Genomic DNA, 17,494 nt, shown 5'->3' with positions numbered 1-17,494 from the left:
AAACGTCCAGTGTGCCTGATCGTCCACGCGGTACGCCGTGAACCGGGTGACGCCCCGTCCCGTCCTGGGTGACGTCTCGTCCTGTCCTACTGGATGTCTATTCATTCCAATGAGTGGTGGGAATTCAGATTTACCGCCGCATCCCCGAAGAATGGCGATCCCCGCAGGTCACTGCCCCAGGTCACCGCCCAGGGAGAAGCCACCGTTGTCCGGACCCGGTCAGAGTCACAGTCATGCCCCGCCGCCCGCGCCTCCGTCTGTCTCACCACCCGTTCCGCTGCCCGTCGCGTCCCCGACCACGACGCTCGGGTACGCCCTCTTCGCCACCCGCTGGCTCCAGGCCCCGCTCTACTTCGGGCTGGTGGCCGCGCAGGGCGTGTACGTCTACAAGTTCTTCAACGAACTGTGGAATTTAATTCTTCGGTGCGTGACCGGGCAGGCGAACGAGACCTACGTCATGCTCGCCGTGCTGAAGCTGGTCGACGTCGTCATGATCGCCAACCTGCTGATCATGGTGATCGTCGGCGGCTACGAGACCTTCGTCTCGCGCATCGGTCTGCAGGGCCACCGTGACCAGCCGGAATGGCTCTCGCACGTCAACTCCAACGTGCTGAAGGTGAAGCTCGCCACCGCCATCGTGGGCATCTCCTCCGTCCATCTGCTCCAGATGTTCGTGGACGTGCACCACACCTCCCACCACTCGCTGCTGTGGGGCACGGTGATCCACATGGCCTTCATCGCCTCGGCGGCGATCCTGGCGTACATGTCGGGGCCGATGGCGGACCACGGAGACCGTTCGCACAAGGGACAGAGATCGGGACACGGGCCGGGGCACGGGCACGGAGACGCCGGTGGGGGGCACGGCTCGAACGTCCCCGCCGAGTTCTCGACCTCGGCGGTGGCCACGCGGGCCCCGGTCCCGATTCCCGCCCAGGCGACCGCCTCGTACACCTCCTCGTACGAGCACTCCTCGCCGTACGAGAAGCGGAACCCCTCCTCCTACGACGGCTACGAAACGGGCGCCGAGGCCCGGATCCGTGCCGCGCGTTTTCCCTCCCGGAAGCAGCTGGAGGAGTTCGACCAGGAGCATCCCCGGGACTTCGACCGGGAGGTGCTGGCCCGGCTCGGCAAGCTGGACTTCGTCGCCGCGCGGCGGAACGTGGTCTTCGTCGGCCCGCCCGGTACCGGCAAGACGCATCTCGCCGTCGGCCTCGGCGTGCGGGCCTGCCAGGCGGGGCACCAGGTGCTGTTCGCGACCGCCGCGGAGTGGGCCGCCCGGCTGACCGACGCCCGGGCGGCGGGGCGGCTCGCCGAGGAGCTGGCCGCGCTGGACGCCCACGCGCTGCTGATCATCGACGAGGTCGGCTACACCCCGTTCGACGCGGACACCGCCCACCTCTTCTTCCAGCTCGTCGCGCACCGCTACGAGCGGGCCTCGGTGATCGTGGCCGGCGACCGCCCGCTCGGCCGCTGGGACGAGATCTTCGGCGGCGCCGCTCCCGCGATGGTCGACCGCCTCGCTCACCACGCGGAGATCGTCCGCCTCGAAGGGGACAGCTACCGGATGCGCCGGGCTACCGGGATTCATTCGCAGTGCATCGGCCTTCAGGCCGGTGGTGAAGCGAATCTGTCATTGTGACGCGGAGCGTCACGGACGCTGTCCTGCGGAGCAGGAGGGCGCAGGCATCACCACGGCCGACGCGGAGCGTCAGGGGGGCCGATCCGGCGAAGCCGGGCAACGCCTCCCTCGTTCGGCCCGTTCCGCTCCTCCCGGTTCAAGGGAGTACCGACCGTTCATACGTTCCCTCTGGTAGGGGGTGGCGCTCGTTCGTACGATCACCGCATGCGGCTTCGGTACGCCTTCAGGCTGTACCCGGAACCGAGCCAACGCACGGCGCTGGCCAGAGCGTTCGGGTGCGCCCGCGTCGTGTACAACGATGCCGTGCGCGCCCGCGAGGACGCCCGTACGGCGGGCGAGGCCTTCCCCACGGCGGGTGTGCTGTCCCGGAAGCTGATCATCGAGGCCAGGCAGACACCCGAGCGGTCCTGGCTGGGCGAGGTCTCCGCGGTCATCCTCCAGCAGTCCCTCCGCGACGCGGAGGCCGCATACCGCAACTTCTTCGCCTCCCTCAAGGGGACCCGTAAGGGCACGCAGGTCGGTGCGCCCCGGTTCAAGTCCCGCAAGGACAACCGGCAGTCGATCCGCTTCACGGCCAATGCCCGCTGGTCGATCACCGGTTCCGGGCGGTTGAACCTTCCCAAGGTCGGCGCGGTGAAGGTGAAGTGGTCACGAGTGCTGCCCGCACGGCCCTCCTCGGTCACCGTGATCAAGGACGCGGCCGGACGGTATTTCGCCTCCTTCGTGATCGACACCGACCCGGCCGCCGACGCTGCCCGGATGCCCGACGCCGACCCACACGGTTGGCATCGATCTGGGCCTGACCCACTTCGCTGTCCTGTCCGACGGTACGAAGATCGAATCCCCGCGGTTTCTGCGCCGGGCGGAGAAGAAACTGAAGAAGGCCCAGCGGGAGCTGTCCCGTAAGCAGAAGGGGTCGAAGAACCGGGAGAAGGCCCGCCTCAAGGTCGCCCGCGCCCACGCACAAGTGGCCGATGCGCGCCGCGAGTTCCACCACCAGCTCTCCACGAAGCTGATCCGCGAGAACCAAGCGATCGGTGTGGAGGACCTGGCGGTCAAGGCTCTGGCGCGCACCAGAATGGCCAAGAGCGTGCATGAGGCGGGCTGGGCACAGTTCGTGGCCATGCTGGAGTACAAGGCAGCCAGGTACGGACGCACCCTGGTGAAGATCGGCAGGTTCGAGCCGACCTCCCAGACCTGTTCCGCCTGTGGCGTCAAGGACGGCCCCGAACCTCTCCACATCAGGGAGTGGACCTGCCCTGCGTGCGGCACGGTCCATGACCGGGATCACAACGCCGCGAAGAACGTGAAAAAGGCCGCCGGACTGGCGGTAACAGCCTGTCGAGCGCAGGTAGGACCAGGACTCGTCCTGGCACAGCGCGACGAAGCAGGAAGCCATGGACTCCCGCCCGAAACCTGTGCCGCGTAGCGGCACAGCAACGGACGAGAAGGCCGGAATCCTCGGGCTTCAGCCCGAGGAGCAAGTCAATTCAGCGTGGGCAGAGTGATGTTGTTGACCAGCGGCCCCTCGACCGTGACCCCCTCCGTGACGAGCGGTTCGGCGGCGGCGATCGGGATGGGCAGCGGCAGGGCGGGCTGGGCGAGCGGGGCGGCGGCGGCCTGCGGAGCGAGCACGCCGATCAGCGCGACCGAGGCGAACAGGGTGGCGATGGCGGCGGTACGGATCGCCGTACGGGTCGCGGCCGGAGTCGCCGTACGGGTCGGGAGCGTGGGACGCATGGGGTTTCTGAAGCCTTTCGAACGCTGCTGAGCGTGGGTGGGGGCCCACGGAGGGGACGGGCCGGACTCGGGATGCCGAGTCCGGCCCGCGGGGCGTGCGGGGGCCGCCTCAGAGGGTCAGGCCCCCGCCGAGATCGATGCCGATCGCCGCGGCCTGGGACGCGAGTGCGCCGAGCAGCGCGGCGGTACCGATCAGAACGGTGGCGACACGACGAGCAGTGCGCATGGGACTACCTCCTGGTTGGGTGATCAGGCCGGTGTGTGATCAGGCGGGTGCGTGATCAGGACGACCAGTGGCTGCCCCACGACTCGCGCGACGATGCGGGAGGTCCTCGAAGGTCGCTCATGGGTGGGAACCGTCCGGCGTGGCGTGCATGAACCGCCGCGTACACCCGGACGAGTGACCGGAGGAGGGAGGCGGGACCAGCCCTCCGCCCCCGCCCGGGCCTGCCCGGGCCTGCCTCAGGTCCCCGCCCCCGCCCGCCGCCCGCCCCTGCCCGCGCCTGCCTCAGGTCCGCCTATGGCCCGCCTCAGGCCTGCTCGTCCGCCAGTTCCGCCACGCCCGTCACGCGGTGCAGCGGGTACGTGCGGACCTCGTCCGCGGTGTGGTCGTACGCCGTGACGAAGCCGCCCTCCACCCGGATCGGGGCGATGACGCGCTGGCTGGCGGAGCCCTCGGCGTTGACGTAGCCGATCCAGAGGGTGTCGCCGGTGAGGACGGCGGCCTGCATGGTGGCGAGCGTCTCGGCGGAGGTGGTGCGCGGGAGCGTGCCGTTGCGGCCGGGAACGGCGGTGGCAGTGGCGGAGGCGGAGGGCTTGTGCGGGGTCGTGGAGGCCAGGTCGCCCGCGCGGATGGCCCGGATCGCGGCGCTCAGCAGGGTGGTGTCGGGGGACGGCGGACCGTCGGGTACCGGCTCGGGCGCCGTGCGCGGGGGCGTGCGGTGGGCGTGCGCGCGGGTGATCAGTACGTCGCCCTCGGCGGACTCGGCGGCCGGTGCGAAGCCCATCGCGCGCAGCCCGTCGAGCAGCGTGGCCGGGTCGGCCTGGGTGGCCAGCACCGTGGGCGCGAGGCGGCGCAGCCGCAGCCCCTGGGAGCGCTTGTCGGCGAGGATCTCGTTCAGTACGGCGTCGTCGTCGCAGCGGACGTACGCCGATGCCGCGCCGATCCGCAGGTGGCCGTGCCTGCGCGCCACGTCGTCGATGAGGTAGGTGAGCGGCTGCGGAATCGGCGTACGGGAGTGCGCGGTGAGGAAGGCGTGCAGGTCGGAGGCCGAGCGGCCCGCGTCCAGGGCACGGCGGACGGAGCCCGGCGTGAAGCGGTACACCGTCGCCCCGCCCTTCGACTCCACGTCCGCGAGGACGTCCAGCATGTCCGCGAGGGGGCGTTCCAGCGGGCCGGGGGCCACCGCCGTCAGGTCCGCCTGGAGGAGGACGTGGTCGAGGGGCTCGGGCAGGAGGGGCGTGAGGAGGCGGCGGGCGCGGGCGGCGGCGGAGGCCAGTTCCGCGGGCGAGCGGGGTTCCGGCGGGAGCGCCGGACGGTGGTGCGTGTGGTGGTGGACGGGGAGCTTGTCGCCGGGGCCGGACGGCTGCCGCGGAGCCGGTGCGCTCGGTTCGGCCCCGAGCAGCGCCCGCCCGTGCGCCGACAGCGCCCCCCGCCCGGTGATCCCCAGTGACTCCGCCTCGGTCAGCGTCCACCGGGCGAGCCGGGCGCGCAGGTCGTCCGAGGCGGCGGTCCCGCGCAGCGCGCGCTCCCAGTGGAGGCGGGCGACGAGGGCGTCGGGGGACGCGGAGGCGCCCTCGGGGAGCGCGGCGAGGAGCGCCAGGACGCGGTGGCGGACCTCGGGGGCGGCCGAGCGGTCGAGGCCGGGACCCAGGGCCGACAGGGTGCGCTCCTTGGCGTCCCGGCCGCCGATCACGCCCGCCGTGCGGGTTGCCGACAGCCACGCCGTGGCCAGCCGCGTCCAGCGCTCGGCCGCCGGGAGTTCCAGCCACTCGTCGTACGCCGGGGTCGCCGCGTACCGCTCCTCGTCCCCCACTGCCTTAAGGGCGTGGGAGGTGCCCCCACCGCCGTCCGACGCCAACAGGCCCGCCGCGTAGGCGAGTTCGACCCAGAAGGCGGCGACCGGCTCCGGTACGTCCAGGGCCACCGCGGTGCGCTTGAGGTCCCGTACGCTCAGGCCGCCCGCGCGCAGGACGGCCGGGCCGCCCTCGTCCCAGTCCTTCAGCAGTTCCTCGACGGTCGCGAGCGCGGTGTACGCCTGGCCGGCCGCCGTCGTGTCCACAACCTGTGGACGGTGCGTGGCGGCGGGCTCGACGGCGGGCGGCAGCGGCTCGGTGTTCCGGTGCGCGCGGCCCGCGCGCAGGTGGAGGGCGACCTCGCGGGGCAGGACGACCGTGCCGGGAGCCGTCGGCAGGAGCAGTCCGCGGTCCAGGAGCCACCGCAGGTGCGCGGCCGGTTCGGCGGTCACCTGGCCGTACGGCGGGCCCCAGACCAGCCGGGAGAGGACGTCCAGGGAGTCGGGCGGGGCCGTGGCGAGCAGGGCCGCCATCCGGGCGCGGTCGGTGAAGAGGGCGGTCAGGGACGCCACGGCCGACACCGCGTCGTGCGTCGTGGGCAGCTCCGCCGTCGTGAGGAGCTCCTGGATACGGCCCGGGGACATGCCCGTCGTGGCCTCCGCGACCGTGGGGCCGAGGCCCGTCGGCGACGGGTGCTGCGGCGACGGCGCGAGCAGTTCGCGGGCCGTGCGGACCAGGCGGAGCCGGTCGTCCGTACCCCACACCAGGGCCTGATCGCGCAGCGCGGCCAGGGCGTGCGGGAACGCGCCGACGACCGCGGGGTCGTCCTCGTCACCGGCCAGCAGCGCCAGGAGCGTCCCGTACTCGGCCGGCTCCGGGGCCACGGCCAGCGCCTGAGCCGTCTGGAGCGCGAACCGGTCCAGGCGCTCCAGGGCGCGGATCACCGAGGCACGGGTGCCGGCGCGGGTCGCGAGCTGCGTGAGGTCGGTCGGTACGGGCGTGATGAGGTCGGGGCGGGCGCGCAGGAGCGCGGCCAGGGAACCGTCGTCCTTCACGCGGAGCGCCTCCGCGAGGGACCGCGGGGCCACCTGCTTCTCATCGCTGCTCATCCGGTCAACGGTAGCGGGTGGCGGGCCGGGCGGCGGCGGTGTACGAGGGCCCGCGGCCTGCGCCCCGGGCGGACATCGGGCGAACGGAACGTTTCCCAGATGGCCACGGGATGAACTTCCTCAGGAGGAACACGGCACCCCTGGCAACACTCCACCCGCGGTCGTCACCCTGGGCTCCCGGCCAACTGCTTTATCGATCAAGGGGATTGGGGGATCCGAGGGCGGCACCTACGGCGAACCGCCCGCGGGCTCCATAGCCGCGGCCTTCCTGACCTACCTCACCGAACAGGGCGGCAGGGACGTCCTGCGCGAGTACGGCAACCGCCTCTGCTCGGAAGTGGAGAACCCACGGCTGTGCGAGCCGACCTGACCCGCGATCCGACCGGCGACCTGACCCGCGATCCGACCGGCGACCTGACCCGCGATCCGACCGGCGACCTGACCCGCGATCCGACCGGCGACCCGACCCGCGGCCCGACCGGCGACTGACCCGTGCCCCGACCCGTGCCCCGATCCGCGACCTGACCCGGGTCCTGACCCGGGTCCTGACCCGCGACCTGACCCGGGTCCTGACCCGCGTCCGCGCCCACCGCGCGCCCACCACCCTGCGCTAACGTCGTCCCACGGGGTATTCGACGCACCCGCCCCGGAGGGGACTTCGTGGGTATCGAGAGCGACCAGGTCGTCTACGAGTATCTGAGCCGTGTCGGTGACGTGGCTCAGCAACGGCAGCTGCCGTCGGGCACCCGCATGCGCCTGGTGTCCGAGCTGCGGAACGAGATCGACCGGCGCCGGGCCAAGGCGACCGTCGACAGTCCGGCCGCGGTCCGCCGCATCCTCGAACGGCTCGGCAGCCCCGAGTCGGTGGTCTCCGCCGCGAACGCCGGTGGCGGCGAGGGCGGCGGTTCAGGGGGCCGGGCGGAGCCCCGGGCGGCCGTCCCCGTCCAGCGCGCCCAGGAGCCCGAGTCGCGGTCGAAGCGCCTGCGCCGAGTCGTCCCCCGGCCGCGCCCCGCCGAGCCCGACGTCCCCGAGCCGGCCGACTCCGCGCCCTCCCCGCCGCACCTCGCGAGCGCGGAGGAACTCGGCTCCGGGCAGCCCGACTGGTGGCGGGTGGGCGGCGGCAGCCCGTTCGGGGCGATGGACAGCGTGCCGGGGTTCACCGGCGGCATCGAGATCCCCGACCTGCTCAAGCCACCGTCCGAGAAGCCCGAGGGGCCCGAGAAGCCCGCGGATCCCGAGGATCCCGGTGGGAAGGACGAGCGGAACCCGAAGTCGGCGGTACCGGGCGCCGTACCCAAGGCTCCCGTCGAGGCGGCGGAGGCGGACGCGGCGGCCGGCACGGCCGACACGAAGACCCGCCGTTTCGTCCCCCGCCTGCGCCCGATCGGCGGCGGCTGGACGAACCCCCTCCTCCTGCTCGCCGCCGCCCTGCTGGTCGCCGGCGCCGTCATCGGCAACCTCGTCATGCTCGGCCTCGGCTGGCTCATCGCCTACCTCTCGCGCCGCCTCAGCCCCAGCGAGTCGAAACTGGCCGTCCTCGGCCTCCCCGGCCTGGCCGTCACCGCGGGCCTGGTCTGGATCTGGGGCCGTACGGAACGCCGCTGGGGCGCACCCATCGCGGACGGCCACATGAGCGCCGCGGTCGCCGAGACCTGGCCATGGGTCCTGCGGGTCGCGGCTTTCGCCTCGGCGCTGTACCTGGTGTGGAGATCACAGCGCCCGAGGTCGTAAGGGGTACGCCCCCTTGGGGAGGGTGCGGGACGGGCCGAGCCGGTGTGGTGCGGGACGGGCGGGGGCGCTGTTGCTCACCGGAGCATCACAAGTGGGCCATCTTCGCTGGGCACAATGACCCATATGACTTCTCGCGCGCTGACCGTCGGCTTCGACCTCGACATGACCCTCATCGACTCCCGGCCCGGTATCCACGCCTGCTACCAGGCGCTTTCCGCGCGGACGGGGACGTACATCGACGCCGACCTGGCCATCACGAGGCTCGGGCCGCCGCTCGCGGAAGAGCTGGTCAACTGGTTCCCGGCCGACCAGGTCGAGGCCGTGGCGGACGTCTACCGCGCGATGTATCCCACGCACGCCATCGCCGCGACGCCCGCGATGGCCGGCGCCCGCGAGGCGATAGCGGCGGTGCGGGCGGCCGGGGGCCGGGCGATCGTCGTCACCGCCAAGTACGAGCCGAATGCCAAGCTGCATCTCAGCCACCTCGGCATCGAGCCCGACGCCGTCATCGGAGACCTGTGGGCCGAACGCAAGGCGGAAGCGCTGCGCGAGTACGACGCGGGCATCTACGTCGGCGACCACACCGGCGACGTACGCGGAGCCCACACCGCGAACGCCCTCGCGGTAGCGGTGGCCACGGGCCCGTGCGGCGCGGAGGAACTACGGGAGGCGGGCGCGGACGTGGTGCTCACGGACTTGACGGAGTTCCCGAGTTGGCTCGCGGGCCACCAGGGCGCGCCCCTTTAGGGACCTTCGCGCGCCTGCCGCCGCCCACTGGCAATCGACTGAAACACCCCCGCTCCCGCAATCAGGAACCCAACCCCCATCAACATGCTCAACCCGAACATGTACGTAGGAAAGGGCGTCGTACCAAGCAGCAACGGGGCCACAGTGACCAACGTGGCCACCGCACCGACGAAGAACACGATGGCCCCGGCACGGATCAGTCCGTCTCCGGTCGCGGCGGAATTCGTTTGGGTTTTGTCACGCACCCGACCAGGGTAGTTCCCAGCGCGGAGGAACAATCCGGCGACGTCTTGTCAGCAGCCGCCGGAGCATTAGCGTCTCTGATCAGCTAAGCGATCCCATGCAGGACGTGGTGTCTGGCAACGGGATTTCCCATCGTGGGGCAGTGGCGTGAGCGTGCAGGTGGAATCCCGCGCCCAGTGCCGCTCCCCGTGGCCGGTGAGAGCCGATGGTGGGTGTGCTGATCGTTGTCACGCCCTGGTGCCGGTGGGCTGCGCGGGGCAGCCGAGTCCGGTCCGTTGGTGCGTGTCCCTCCGGACGCTTGCCCGCCGGACCGCATGGGCCGGTGGGGGAGGGTGCCCTGCGTCGCCTGGGCGCGGGGCGTGGTTTCCTGCGCCGGGTGGGGCCGGTCTTGGACCGGTCCTTCCGGCGGGTCTCGGCGGTGTCCGGGGTGACCACGGCGGTGGCTTCGAGCCGGTCGACCACGCTGCGGACAACCAGGATGCCGCTGGTGCGATCCACCACGGTCTTGGACTGGTGGGTCAGGCCGCGTGCGGCGATGCGCTGCCAGGCCCCGGTGTCGCGGTCGCCCTGCCAACCGCACCCGGAGTCGGGGCACGCGGCCCATTTCCAGCCCGGTGTGGTGGGCCGGTCGGGGGCCTTGCGGTGGCGCAGCGGGGTGAGGCACCGGGGACAGTGCCGGGAGGTGTTGCGGGCCGGGACCGTCACGACGGCGATGCCCACCTCGGCGGCCAGGTGCCGCATCCGTTCGACGATCTGCCCGCGCACGGCCTGGGAGAGCCGGGTGTTCAGGGAGCGGCCCATGCCCCGCGCCTCCATCGACCGGAGGTCCTCGACGTAGATCGCAGTCGCGTCGGCGGCGATGCCCTGGTCGACCACCCAGCGGGCGGCGGACCAGGCGAGCGCGTCGTTGAGGTTCGACCGCCGGGCCGAGATGTGCCGGATCTCGTCGGCCAGGACAGTGTGCTTGCCGGTCAACGGGTGCGTGTCGGCTCCGGCGATGAGCCGCTCATACTGGTCCTTCTTGGCGTGCAGGTGCTCGCCCTCGCGGCGCAGCCGGTGCTGTTTGGCCAGGACACCGGCCGCCCGGAACATGCCTCCGGTCCCGAGAAGGCTGATCCTGCCGTCGTCATTCTGGCGGACCGCTCCCGCGCTGAGCAGCGTGTTCAGCCCCCAGTCCACGCCGAGCGCAACTGCGTGCCCGGCGTGCCGGGCTTTCGGCACGGTGTGGGTGTAGGCCAGATCGGCCCTCACCGTGCCGTGGTGGAGTCGCAGGGTGGGCAGGTGCAGCAGCGCGTCGGGCGGGACCGTCGGCGGCAGCGTGATCGGGCACGCCACCCACGTCCAGTCCCGGTAGGAGCGCGGATCGGGGCGGGTGGGCAACTGCAGTCGCAGCAGCGCCCGGCCGGGATCCTCACCCCGCGCGATCGTGGCCTGTTGGCTGTCGCACGCGGACAACAACAGCATCCGCGCGCCATGAGGCGCTCTCTCCAGCTCGAACACGCTGGCAGGTAACCGGCCGTGCCTGCGCTGAAAGGCGACGACCTGCCGCGTGCGGGACGTGATGACGCTGGACGGCAGATGTGGCCCGCCAGGGATCGCCTCGCGGACGGCATCCCACTCCTGAGGGGTGCGCTTGCCCGGTTCGACAGGCCATGTCTTCATGACTCCGGCGGCCAGATCGGCCCGCCATTTCACCGACCGCAGAGTGCGCCCGGCCTGTTCCTGGGCCATGCGCACGATGCGGTCGTTGACACGGACCCCCTCGGCCGGTGCGGTGGTCCAGCCCAGACGGCGCAGCGCCATCCACGCGTTCGACGGCAGCACCCGCCCCCCGGCATCCTCACCCGCGGCCAGCACGTCCACATCGGCGGCATTCCAGTGCTCGGCCAGCAGGTCGGTGACCATGCCGGACACCAGACCGGCAGCCCACCCCACCCGCTCCGCCAACACTGGCGCAGTGAGGACCTCCCCGCTCCTCTCATCCACCCCGGTACGCAACAGGCCACGGGCACACGCGGTACGGGACGCCTCACCCTCGCTAAGCGGCAGTCGCCTGTTCACCGGCACCCCCTCACACCCGCAGTGCTGTCATCCGATCAACGACACCTCCACGAAAAGGTCACGCATTCGATCTGCGCACCCACATACGACGGGCACCCGGCACGACGGCAACGGATGGCACAACCACTACGGATCCCGAAGGAAATAAGTGGGCCTTGGTACTGGCGGGTCCGATGCCCTGCTGTAGCGCTGTAAGCGTCCTGGTCTCCTCTCCGCTCTTGACTGCATGAGGGAGGGAAAGCCCTTTGCGTGTGGGGAGGGCAAGTTCTCTTTTACGGTGATGGTCGCCACCCTCTACCCGCACGTCGGGTAGCCCCTCACACTTTCCCCACTACTTTGAGCCTCTGCCGCCACAGGCGGGGGCTCAGTCTCGTTTTAAGGCGTGTTGGGTTGGAGAGACCCCCGGTAAGGTGGTTCGTCGCGGCAGTTCAACCGGCGTCCGGGTCCGTCCGGGAGTGATCGAGGGAGTGTGTGCTTTGCCGACTGGCAAGGTCAAGTGGTTCAACAGTGAGAAGGGCTTCGGCTTTCTCTCCCGCGACGACGGCGGCGACGTCTTCGTTCATTCCTCGGTCCTGCCCTCCGGAGTCGATGTTCTCAAGCCGGGTCAGCGCGTGGAGTTCGGCGTGGTCGCCGGGCAGCGCGGTGACCAGGCGCTTTCGGTGACGATCCTGGACCCCACCCCATCGGTCGCGGCTGCCCAGCGCCGCAAGCCGGACGAACTCGCGTCCATCGTGCAGGACTTGACGACCCTCCTCGAAAACATCACGCCCATGCTGGAGAGGGGCCGCTACCCCGACAAGGCCTCCGGCGCGAAGATCGCGGGCCTGCTCCGCGCGGTGGCGGACCAGTTGGACGTCTAGGGCCCTGGTCCCTGGTCCCTGGTCCCGTCAGGTTCTACTTGTACTTCTACGGGAACGCGAGCGCGTCCGGTCCGAGGGGCGGAACCAGCCCCTCGGCCGCCGCGCGCGTGAGCAGCCCGCGGACCGCCGCGTAGCCGTCCTCGCCGAGGTCGGCCGTGAACTCGTTGACGTACAGGCCGATGTGCTGGTTCGCGACGGAGACGTCCATCTCCTGGGCGTGCTCCATCACATACGGCCGTGACGCCTCGGGATCGTCCCAGGCCTCCCGTACGGACGCTCGCGCGGATTCGGCGAGCAGCCGCAGTGTGTCCTCGCCCAGCGACCGCTTGGCGATGATCGCGCCGAGCGGGATCGGCAGCCCCGTCGTCGACTCCCAGTGCTCGCCCATGTCCGCGAGCTTGTGCAGCCCGTAGTTCTGGTACGTGAAGCGCGCTTCGTGGATCACCAGACCCGCGTCCACCTTGCCGTCCCGTACCGCGGGCATGATCTCGTGGAACGGCATGACCACGATCTCGCCGACCCCGTCGGGCACGATGTCCGCGGTCCACAGGCGGAACAGCAGGTACGCGGTCGACCTCTCGCTCGGCACGGCGACCGTGCGCCCGGTGAGGTCCACGCCGGGCTCCCGGGTCAGCACCAGCGGCCCGCAGCCCCGCCCCAGCGCGCCTCCGCAGGGCAGCAGCGCCCATTCGTCCAGGACGTACGGCAGGACGGCGTACGACACCTTCAGGACGTCGAACTCACCGCGTTCCGCCATGCCGTTGGTGATGTCGATGTCCGCGAAGGTCACGTCCAGCGCGGGCGCGCCCGGGATCCGGCCGTGCGCCCAGGCGTCGAAGACGAAGGTGTCGTTCGGACAGGGCGAGTACGCGATCTTCAGCGGCTCGGCGCCGGTCCCAGTCCCGGGACCGATCCCGGTGTCGGTCTCATTGTGTGCGGTCATGTGGGTTCCAACTCTCCAGTGCGGGCGCGAGCTTCCCGAACGCCCCGGTGAGCGCCGCGAGCGCGTCTCCGATCCGCCAGGCGGCGCGGTCGCGGGGGCCCACGGGGTTGGACACGGCACGGAGTTCCAGCACGGGTACGCCGTGTGCGGCGGCGGCCTCCGCGACCCCGAACCCCTCCATCGCCTCGGCGAGCGCCCGCGGATGACGCCGGCGCAGCTCGGCGGCGCGTCCGGCGCTGCCGGTCACGGTGTTGACGGTGAGGACGGCTCCGGTAAGCGCTTCCGTCCGGGCCGCGACCTCTCGTACGAGTGATTCCGGCGGGCGGTGGGTGACGGCCCCGAAGCCCAGTTCGGTGACCGGGACGAACCCCTCCGCGGTCTCGGCGCCGAGGTCCGCCGCGGTGATCTCGTCGGCGAGGACGAGCGATCCGACGGGCGCGTGGGGCTGGAAGCCGCCCCCGATACCGGTGGAGACGACGAGGTCGTACGGCCCGTACGGCCCGTACGGCTTGTGCGGGTCGTGTGATCCATGCGGCCCGTGCGGTTCTTCGGTCAGAGCGGCCGCGGTGAGCGCGGCGGCGGTCGCCGCGGCGGCGGCAGCCGGACCCACGCCCGCGGCGAGCAGATCGAAGACGGGGACGGGGACGGAGGAGCCCGCGGAGGGCGTCACCCGGGCCAGGCTCGCCCCCGGAATCGCGTACTCCTTGGCCGTCGAGGGCGCGAACGCCGCGGCCACCGCGTCCCGTTCGACGAGGACCGCGGTGGCTACGAGGACACGCATGCGCGGCGGATCAGGCGGCTCAAGCGTCGGCGTTTTCGAGCTTGAAGTTCCAGACGCCCGCGAACTTCGAGTCGGCCTTGTCCTGCTGGACGATGCTGATGTTCAGCGTCTTGGGGGCGGCCTGGCCCTGCTGGCCGGCGAAGAGGTCGACGCCCTCGAAGGCGTAGTACGTCTTCTTGAACGGCTCGGTGACCCGCTGTCCGTTGATCCACAGGGCCCAGCCCTCGTCCGCGATCTCCGGGTCGACACCGATGCGCAGGGTCTCGCCCTGCGGGACGCTGATCGTGTCGGAGGCCTTCTTGAGGGCGCACTTGGCGACCTCCGCGCGGCCGATGTTCTCGCCGTCCTTGTAGCACTCGGCCTCGGTGCTGACCGAGTCGTTGCCGATCGTGACGGTGGCCATCGGCGTCGGCTTGTCACAGGCGGACAGGACGAGAAGTCCGGCGGAAACGGCGCCGACGGCGGCGACGGCGCGGCGACGGCGCGCGAGGGGACGCTGGGAGCTCATGGACAAAGGCTATCGGGAGGCCTCGGCCCCCGGGCTACGCGGGTGGGGTACGCGGCGTGCCGCACCCGTCCTCAAGCGTTGGACGGGCCGGGTATTTCAGCCCCTCCGGCGTTTGAGGAGCGGGGGTTCGGGGGCTGGCCCCCGAGTAAGGGACGGGAATGGGTAGGGGCGGCGGGGGCGAAAAAAGGCCGTTGTCCGCGGCGCCGGGTCACGCCACCCGCGCGTGCTGCCGCCCCCCGCGGCGGGCCGTGGTCAGCAGCCCGCGGACCGTGGTGAGCCAGCCGGCCGCGACGATCCCGGCGGCCACCGACAGCCCCAGCGTGCCGTTGAGCGGCAGCGCGATACCGATCGCCCCGCCGACCACCCACGCCATCTGCAGGATGGTCTCCGAACGCGCGAACGCCGACGTCCGGACCAGTTCCGGCACATCCCGCTGGATCAGCGCGTCCAGCGACAGCTTGGACAGCGCCTGCGCGAACCCGGCGAACGCGGCGAGTATCGCCACCAGGATCACCCCGAAGAACACCGCCGCAGTGATCGCGACCGCCAGCACCACCGCGATCACCGTCACGATGATCAGCTCCGGAGCCCGGGTCCGCAGCGCCGCCCCGACCGCCGTACCGAGCGCGTTGCCCACGCCCGCCGCGATGCCCACCATGGCCAGGGAAACCGCCGCGCTCGCACCGGCCAGCGGATGCTCGCGCAGCAGGAACGCGAGGAAGAAGATCAGGAACCCGGAGAGGCAGCGCAGCGACGCGTTCGCGACGAGCGCGTGCGTGACCGCCGTGCCGACCGTACGCAGGCCCGGCCGCTTCGGCGGTTTCAGGTGCGGCCCGTGCAGGTGCTGCTCGTCCGCGGCGAGCAGGGCCTTGTCCTCGCCCTTGGCCGAGTCGACCTTGTGCGGGAGCTGGAACGACAGGAACGTACCCGCCACGAAGATCAGGAAGGCGCCGTAGAGCGGATAGCGCGGTCCGAGTGCCTGGAGCCCCGCCCCGATCGGGGCGGCCACACCGGTGGCGAGGAGGCCGCCAAGCGTGACCCGCGAGTTCGCCTTGACCAGGGAGAACCCGGGCGGCAGGAGCCGGGGCACCACGGCGCTTCTGACCACGCCGTACGCCTTCGACGCCACCAGGACCCCGAGTGCCGCCGGATACAGCTCGATGCTGCCCGTGACGACCGCGCTCGACAGCAGCAGGGCCATGAACGCGCGGGCGATGAACGCGCCCGCCATCGCGGCCCGGCGGCCGTGCGGGAGGCGGTCCAGGAGCGGCCCGATGACCGGGGCGAGGAGTGCGAACGGCGCCATCGTGATCGCGAGGTAGAGCGCCACCCGGCCGCGGGCCTCGTCCGTCGGGACCGAGAAGAAGACCGTGGAGGCGAGGGCGACGGTGATCAGCATGTCGCCGGCGCCGTTCACCCCGTGCAGTTCGATCAGTTTGCCGAGGCCCGACTCACCCGCGCCGTGCGCGTGGGTCGCCTTTCTGATGCCCTTCGCCGTTCCCGTGAACGGCAGGTGCAGGGCACGCCCGACGGAACGGACGGCCCCGCGAACCGGGCCCGATCCGCCTGTCCGTCCCGCCCCGGCGCCACCGATCCCGGTCGCACCTTGGGGCGACCTCGCGGCTGCCACCCCGCAATAGTGCCCCGAGAACGGGGTGTGTAGCGCGGTTACCGCGCGTATAGGGGCTGGGTGGACGCTGTGAGTTCTGTCGCGGTGCGGCAGGATTCGGCCGTGGAGCGGGCCGTGGAGTGGACAAAGGCCACGCCGCGAAGCGGTGAAGAGACCGCCGGTGTAGGCCAAGCGCCGGTGAGAGGGTAGCGTGCGTAGCGCGCCCGCGGTGGTAGTTCTCGGCCGCGCGCCTCTCGGCCATCCCGCAGAATGGATGACGTAGGTGCGCCCGAGTGCGATCGGGCGCGGACGTCGACGCGGCCCTCCGGTCCGCTCCGTCCGCACCCCCGTCGAGGGACGGCGCACTCGTGAGACGGCGTAGGAGAGAAGCGATACCAGTGAGCGCGACAACGCGAAGCCGAACCCCCGACCGTCTTTGTGCAGAGGCCGTCGACCTCGCCCGGGCCGCTGCCGAGGAGGCCGCCGCGCCCGGCGTCGTAGGGGAGCACGCGGGGACGGTCGGCGAAGGGGATCGTGTCGTCACGCACTTTTTCGAGTGCAAGGAGATGGGCTACCGCGGGTGGCGCTGGGCCGTGACCGTGGCCCGGGCCTCGCGGGCGAAGGTCGTCACCCTCGACGAGACGGTGCTGCTGCCCGGCCCGGACGCGTTGCAGGCGCCCGAGTGGGTGCCGTGGAGCGAGCGGCTCCGGCCCGGCGACATGGGCCCGGGGGACCTGCTGCCCACGGACGCGGAGGATCTGCGCCTGGAGGCGGGGTTCTCCGGCGAGGACGAGCCCGCGCCGAACTCGCCGATCTCCGAGGAGATGGCCGAGCTCGTGGAGGCGGAGGACGCCGAGGTCACGGCCGGGACGCCGGCCGCGCTGCCGGCCGTGCCGACCCGCGGATCGATCGCCTCCGTCGCCGAGGAGCTCGGGATGCGGCGGGCGCGGGTGCTGTCGCGGTACGGGCTGCATGTCGCCGCGGACCGCTGGGAGGAGTCGTACGGGCCCAAGACCGCGATGGCCCAGGCCGCTCCCGCGACGTGCCTCAGCTGTGGCTTCCTGAACCCCATCGGGGGCTCGCTCGGACAGGCGTTCGGTGTGTGCGCGAATGAGTTCTCGCCGGCGGACGGGCGTGTGGTGTCGCTGTCGTACGGGTGTGGCGGCCACTCGGAGGCCGCGGTCATGCCCAAACCGGCCCGTCCCGCTCCGCCGGTGATCGACGAGACCCGGGTGGACCCGTTCCCACTTCGTCCGTCGCCGGACTCGGGGTCGGTGTCGGTGGGCCCGGACGAACCGTCATCGGAGTTCGGTCACTCCTAGGCTGCCACTTGGCTGCCGCCGGCTTGTTTGTGACCTGCGGGCCGGTGGGGGCTGGTCGCTCCCCCACTCTCGGCTTCTCCCCCACTCTCGGCTTCGCTCGAGCGGGGGGACCCCCATGAGCGGGGGGACCCCCATGAGCGGGGGGACCCCCATCGCGGCGGAGCCGCAAATGTCACAGCCCCGCG

Annotated in this window: 14 protein-coding genes and 1 pseudogene; 7 read left to right on the top strand and 8 right to left on the bottom strand. The window is 71.7% G+C overall.

The features are described 5' to 3' along the window. The first annotated feature begins 277 nt into the window (after positions 1-277). Together istB and OHA11_RS19915 are read left to right on the top strand one after the other, a co-directional pair. On the top strand, positions 278-1,639 hold the full coding sequence (istB, locus tag OHA11_RS19920; RefSeq protein WP_266507310.1) for an IS21-like element helper ATPase IstB: 1,362 nt from the start codon (positions 278-280) through the stop codon (positions 1,637-1,639). 204 nt (positions 1,640-1,843) lie between these two features. Further along, positions 1,844-3,068 (top strand): annotated as a pseudogene (locus OHA11_RS19915) (RNA-guided endonuclease InsQ/TnpB family protein). Between the two features lie 56 nt (positions 3,069-3,124). Here OHA11_RS19915 and OHA11_RS19910 read toward each other — a convergent pair. Beyond that, positions 3,125-3,379: a hypothetical protein gene (locus OHA11_RS19910; protein ID WP_266498207.1), complete on the bottom strand. Its 255-nt coding sequence runs from the start codon at positions 3,377-3,379 to the stop codon at positions 3,125-3,127. Positions 3,380-3,909: 530 nt separating this feature from the next. Further along, a complete protein-coding gene (locus OHA11_RS19905; protein ID WP_266498204.1) occupies positions 3,910-6,504 on the bottom strand; it encodes a helicase-associated domain-containing protein in 2,595 nt (864 codons plus the stop codon). A gap of 354 nt (positions 6,505-6,858) precedes the next feature. Here OHA11_RS19905 and OHA11_RS19900 point away from each other — a divergent pair, with 354 nt between their 5' ends. From OHA11_RS19900 to OHA11_RS19890, 3 genes are all read left to right on the top strand, one after another. Beyond that, positions 6,859-6,993, top strand: coding sequence for a hypothetical protein (locus tag OHA11_RS19900; RefSeq protein WP_266498203.1), 135 nt, complete (start codon positions 6,859-6,861; stop codon positions 6,991-6,993). A gap of 171 nt (positions 6,994-7,164) precedes the next feature. Beyond that, positions 7,165-8,235 carry a hypothetical protein gene (locus OHA11_RS19895; protein WP_266498202.1) on the top strand — a complete coding sequence of 357 codons (1,071 nt, stop codon included), beginning with the start codon at positions 7,165-7,167 and terminating at the stop codon, positions 8,233-8,235. A gap of 114 nt (positions 8,236-8,349) precedes the next feature. After that, a complete protein-coding gene (locus OHA11_RS19890) occupies positions 8,350-8,982 on the top strand; it encodes an HAD family hydrolase (protein WP_266498200.1) in 633 nt (210 codons plus the stop codon). Here the strand turns inward: OHA11_RS19890 and OHA11_RS19885 are convergent. Together OHA11_RS19885 and OHA11_RS19880 are read right to left on the bottom strand one after the other, a co-directional pair. After that, positions 8,979-9,227, bottom strand: coding sequence for a hypothetical protein (locus tag OHA11_RS19885; protein ID WP_266498199.1), 249 nt, complete (start codon positions 9,225-9,227; stop codon positions 8,979-8,981). The genes OHA11_RS19890 and OHA11_RS19885 overlap by 4 nt on opposite strands. A gap of 79 nt (positions 9,228-9,306) precedes the next feature. After that, on the bottom strand, positions 9,307-11,130 hold the full coding sequence (locus OHA11_RS19880) for a zinc ribbon domain-containing protein (RefSeq protein ID WP_266498198.1): 1,824 nt from the start codon (positions 11,128-11,130) through the stop codon (positions 9,307-9,309). Between the two features lie 632 nt (positions 11,131-11,762). On the opposite strand from OHA11_RS19880, the gene OHA11_RS48365 reads away from it, so the two are divergent. Then, positions 11,763-12,146, top strand: coding sequence for a cold-shock protein (locus OHA11_RS48365; RefSeq protein ID WP_323186595.1), 384 nt, complete (start codon positions 11,763-11,765; stop codon positions 12,144-12,146). A 46-nt stretch (positions 12,147-12,192) separates the two neighbouring features. Here the strand turns inward: OHA11_RS48365 and OHA11_RS19870 are convergent, their stop codons facing one another. The 4 genes from OHA11_RS19870 to OHA11_RS19855 form a co-directional block, all read right to left on the bottom strand. After that, entirely contained in the window at positions 12,193-13,089 is an 897-nt protein-coding gene (locus OHA11_RS19870) for a 1,4-dihydroxy-6-naphthoate synthase (RefSeq protein WP_266498195.1), read from the bottom strand. Then, entirely contained in the window at positions 13,073-13,870 is a 798-nt protein-coding gene (locus tag OHA11_RS19865; protein WP_266498193.1) for a futalosine hydrolase, read from the bottom strand. The genes OHA11_RS19870 and OHA11_RS19865 overlap by 17 nt, the downstream gene beginning before the upstream one ends. 19 nt (positions 13,871-13,889) lie before the next feature. Then, the gene (locus OHA11_RS19860) at positions 13,890-14,378 is read right to left on the bottom strand and encodes a hypothetical protein (RefSeq protein ID WP_266498191.1); all 489 of its coding nucleotides are present in this window, start codon (positions 14,376-14,378) and stop codon (positions 13,890-13,892) included. Between the two features lie 208 nt (positions 14,379-14,586). Then, positions 14,587-16,008, bottom strand: a complete 1,422-nt coding sequence (locus OHA11_RS19855; RefSeq protein WP_266498189.1) for an MFS transporter — start codon at positions 16,006-16,008, stop codon at positions 14,587-14,589. Between the two features lie 377 nt (positions 16,009-16,385). Here OHA11_RS19855 and OHA11_RS19850 point away from each other — a divergent pair, with 377 nt between their 5' ends. Further along, a complete protein-coding gene (locus OHA11_RS19850) occupies positions 16,386-17,309 on the top strand; it encodes a DUF3027 domain-containing protein (protein ID WP_266498186.1) in 924 nt (307 codons plus the stop codon). The last annotated feature ends 185 nt before the right edge of the window (positions 17,310-17,494 follow it).

This window comes from Streptomyces sp. NBC_00878 (genome assembly GCF_026341515.1).
Classification (GTDB): Bacteria; Actinomycetota; Actinomycetes; order Streptomycetales; family Streptomycetaceae; genus Streptomyces.
The sequence above is the reverse complement of the archived record's forward strand: the minus strand, read 5'-3'. Positions and strand labels throughout refer to the sequence as shown.

Excerpts from the sequence above, each read along its gene's own strand:
- OHA11_RS19910 (WP_266498207.1), bottom strand. The coding sequence starts at position 3,379 with ATGCGTCCCACGCTCCCGACCCGTACGGCGACTCCGGCCGCGACCCGT.
- OHA11_RS19905 (WP_266498204.1), bottom strand. The coding sequence starts at position 6,504 with ATGAGCAGCGATGAGAAGCAGGTGGCCCCGCGGTCCCTCGCGGAGGCG.
- OHA11_RS19890 (WP_266498200.1), top strand. The coding sequence starts at position 8,350 with ATGACCCATATGACTTCTCGCGCGCTGACCGTCGGCTTCGACCTCGAC.
- OHA11_RS19880 (WP_266498198.1), bottom strand. The coding sequence starts at position 11,130 with ATGGTCACCGACCTGCTGGCCGAGCACTGGAATGCCGCCGATGTGGAC.
- OHA11_RS19870 (WP_266498195.1), bottom strand. The coding sequence starts at position 13,089 with ATGACCGCACACAATGAGACCGACACCGGGATCGGTCCCGGGACTGGG.
- OHA11_RS19865 (WP_266498193.1), bottom strand. The coding sequence starts at position 13,870 with ATGCGTGTCCTCGTAGCCACCGCGGTCCTCGTCGAACGGGACGCGGTG.
- OHA11_RS19860 (WP_266498191.1), bottom strand. The coding sequence starts at position 14,378 with ATGAGCTCCCAGCGTCCCCTCGCGCGCCGTCGCCGCGCCGTCGCCGCC.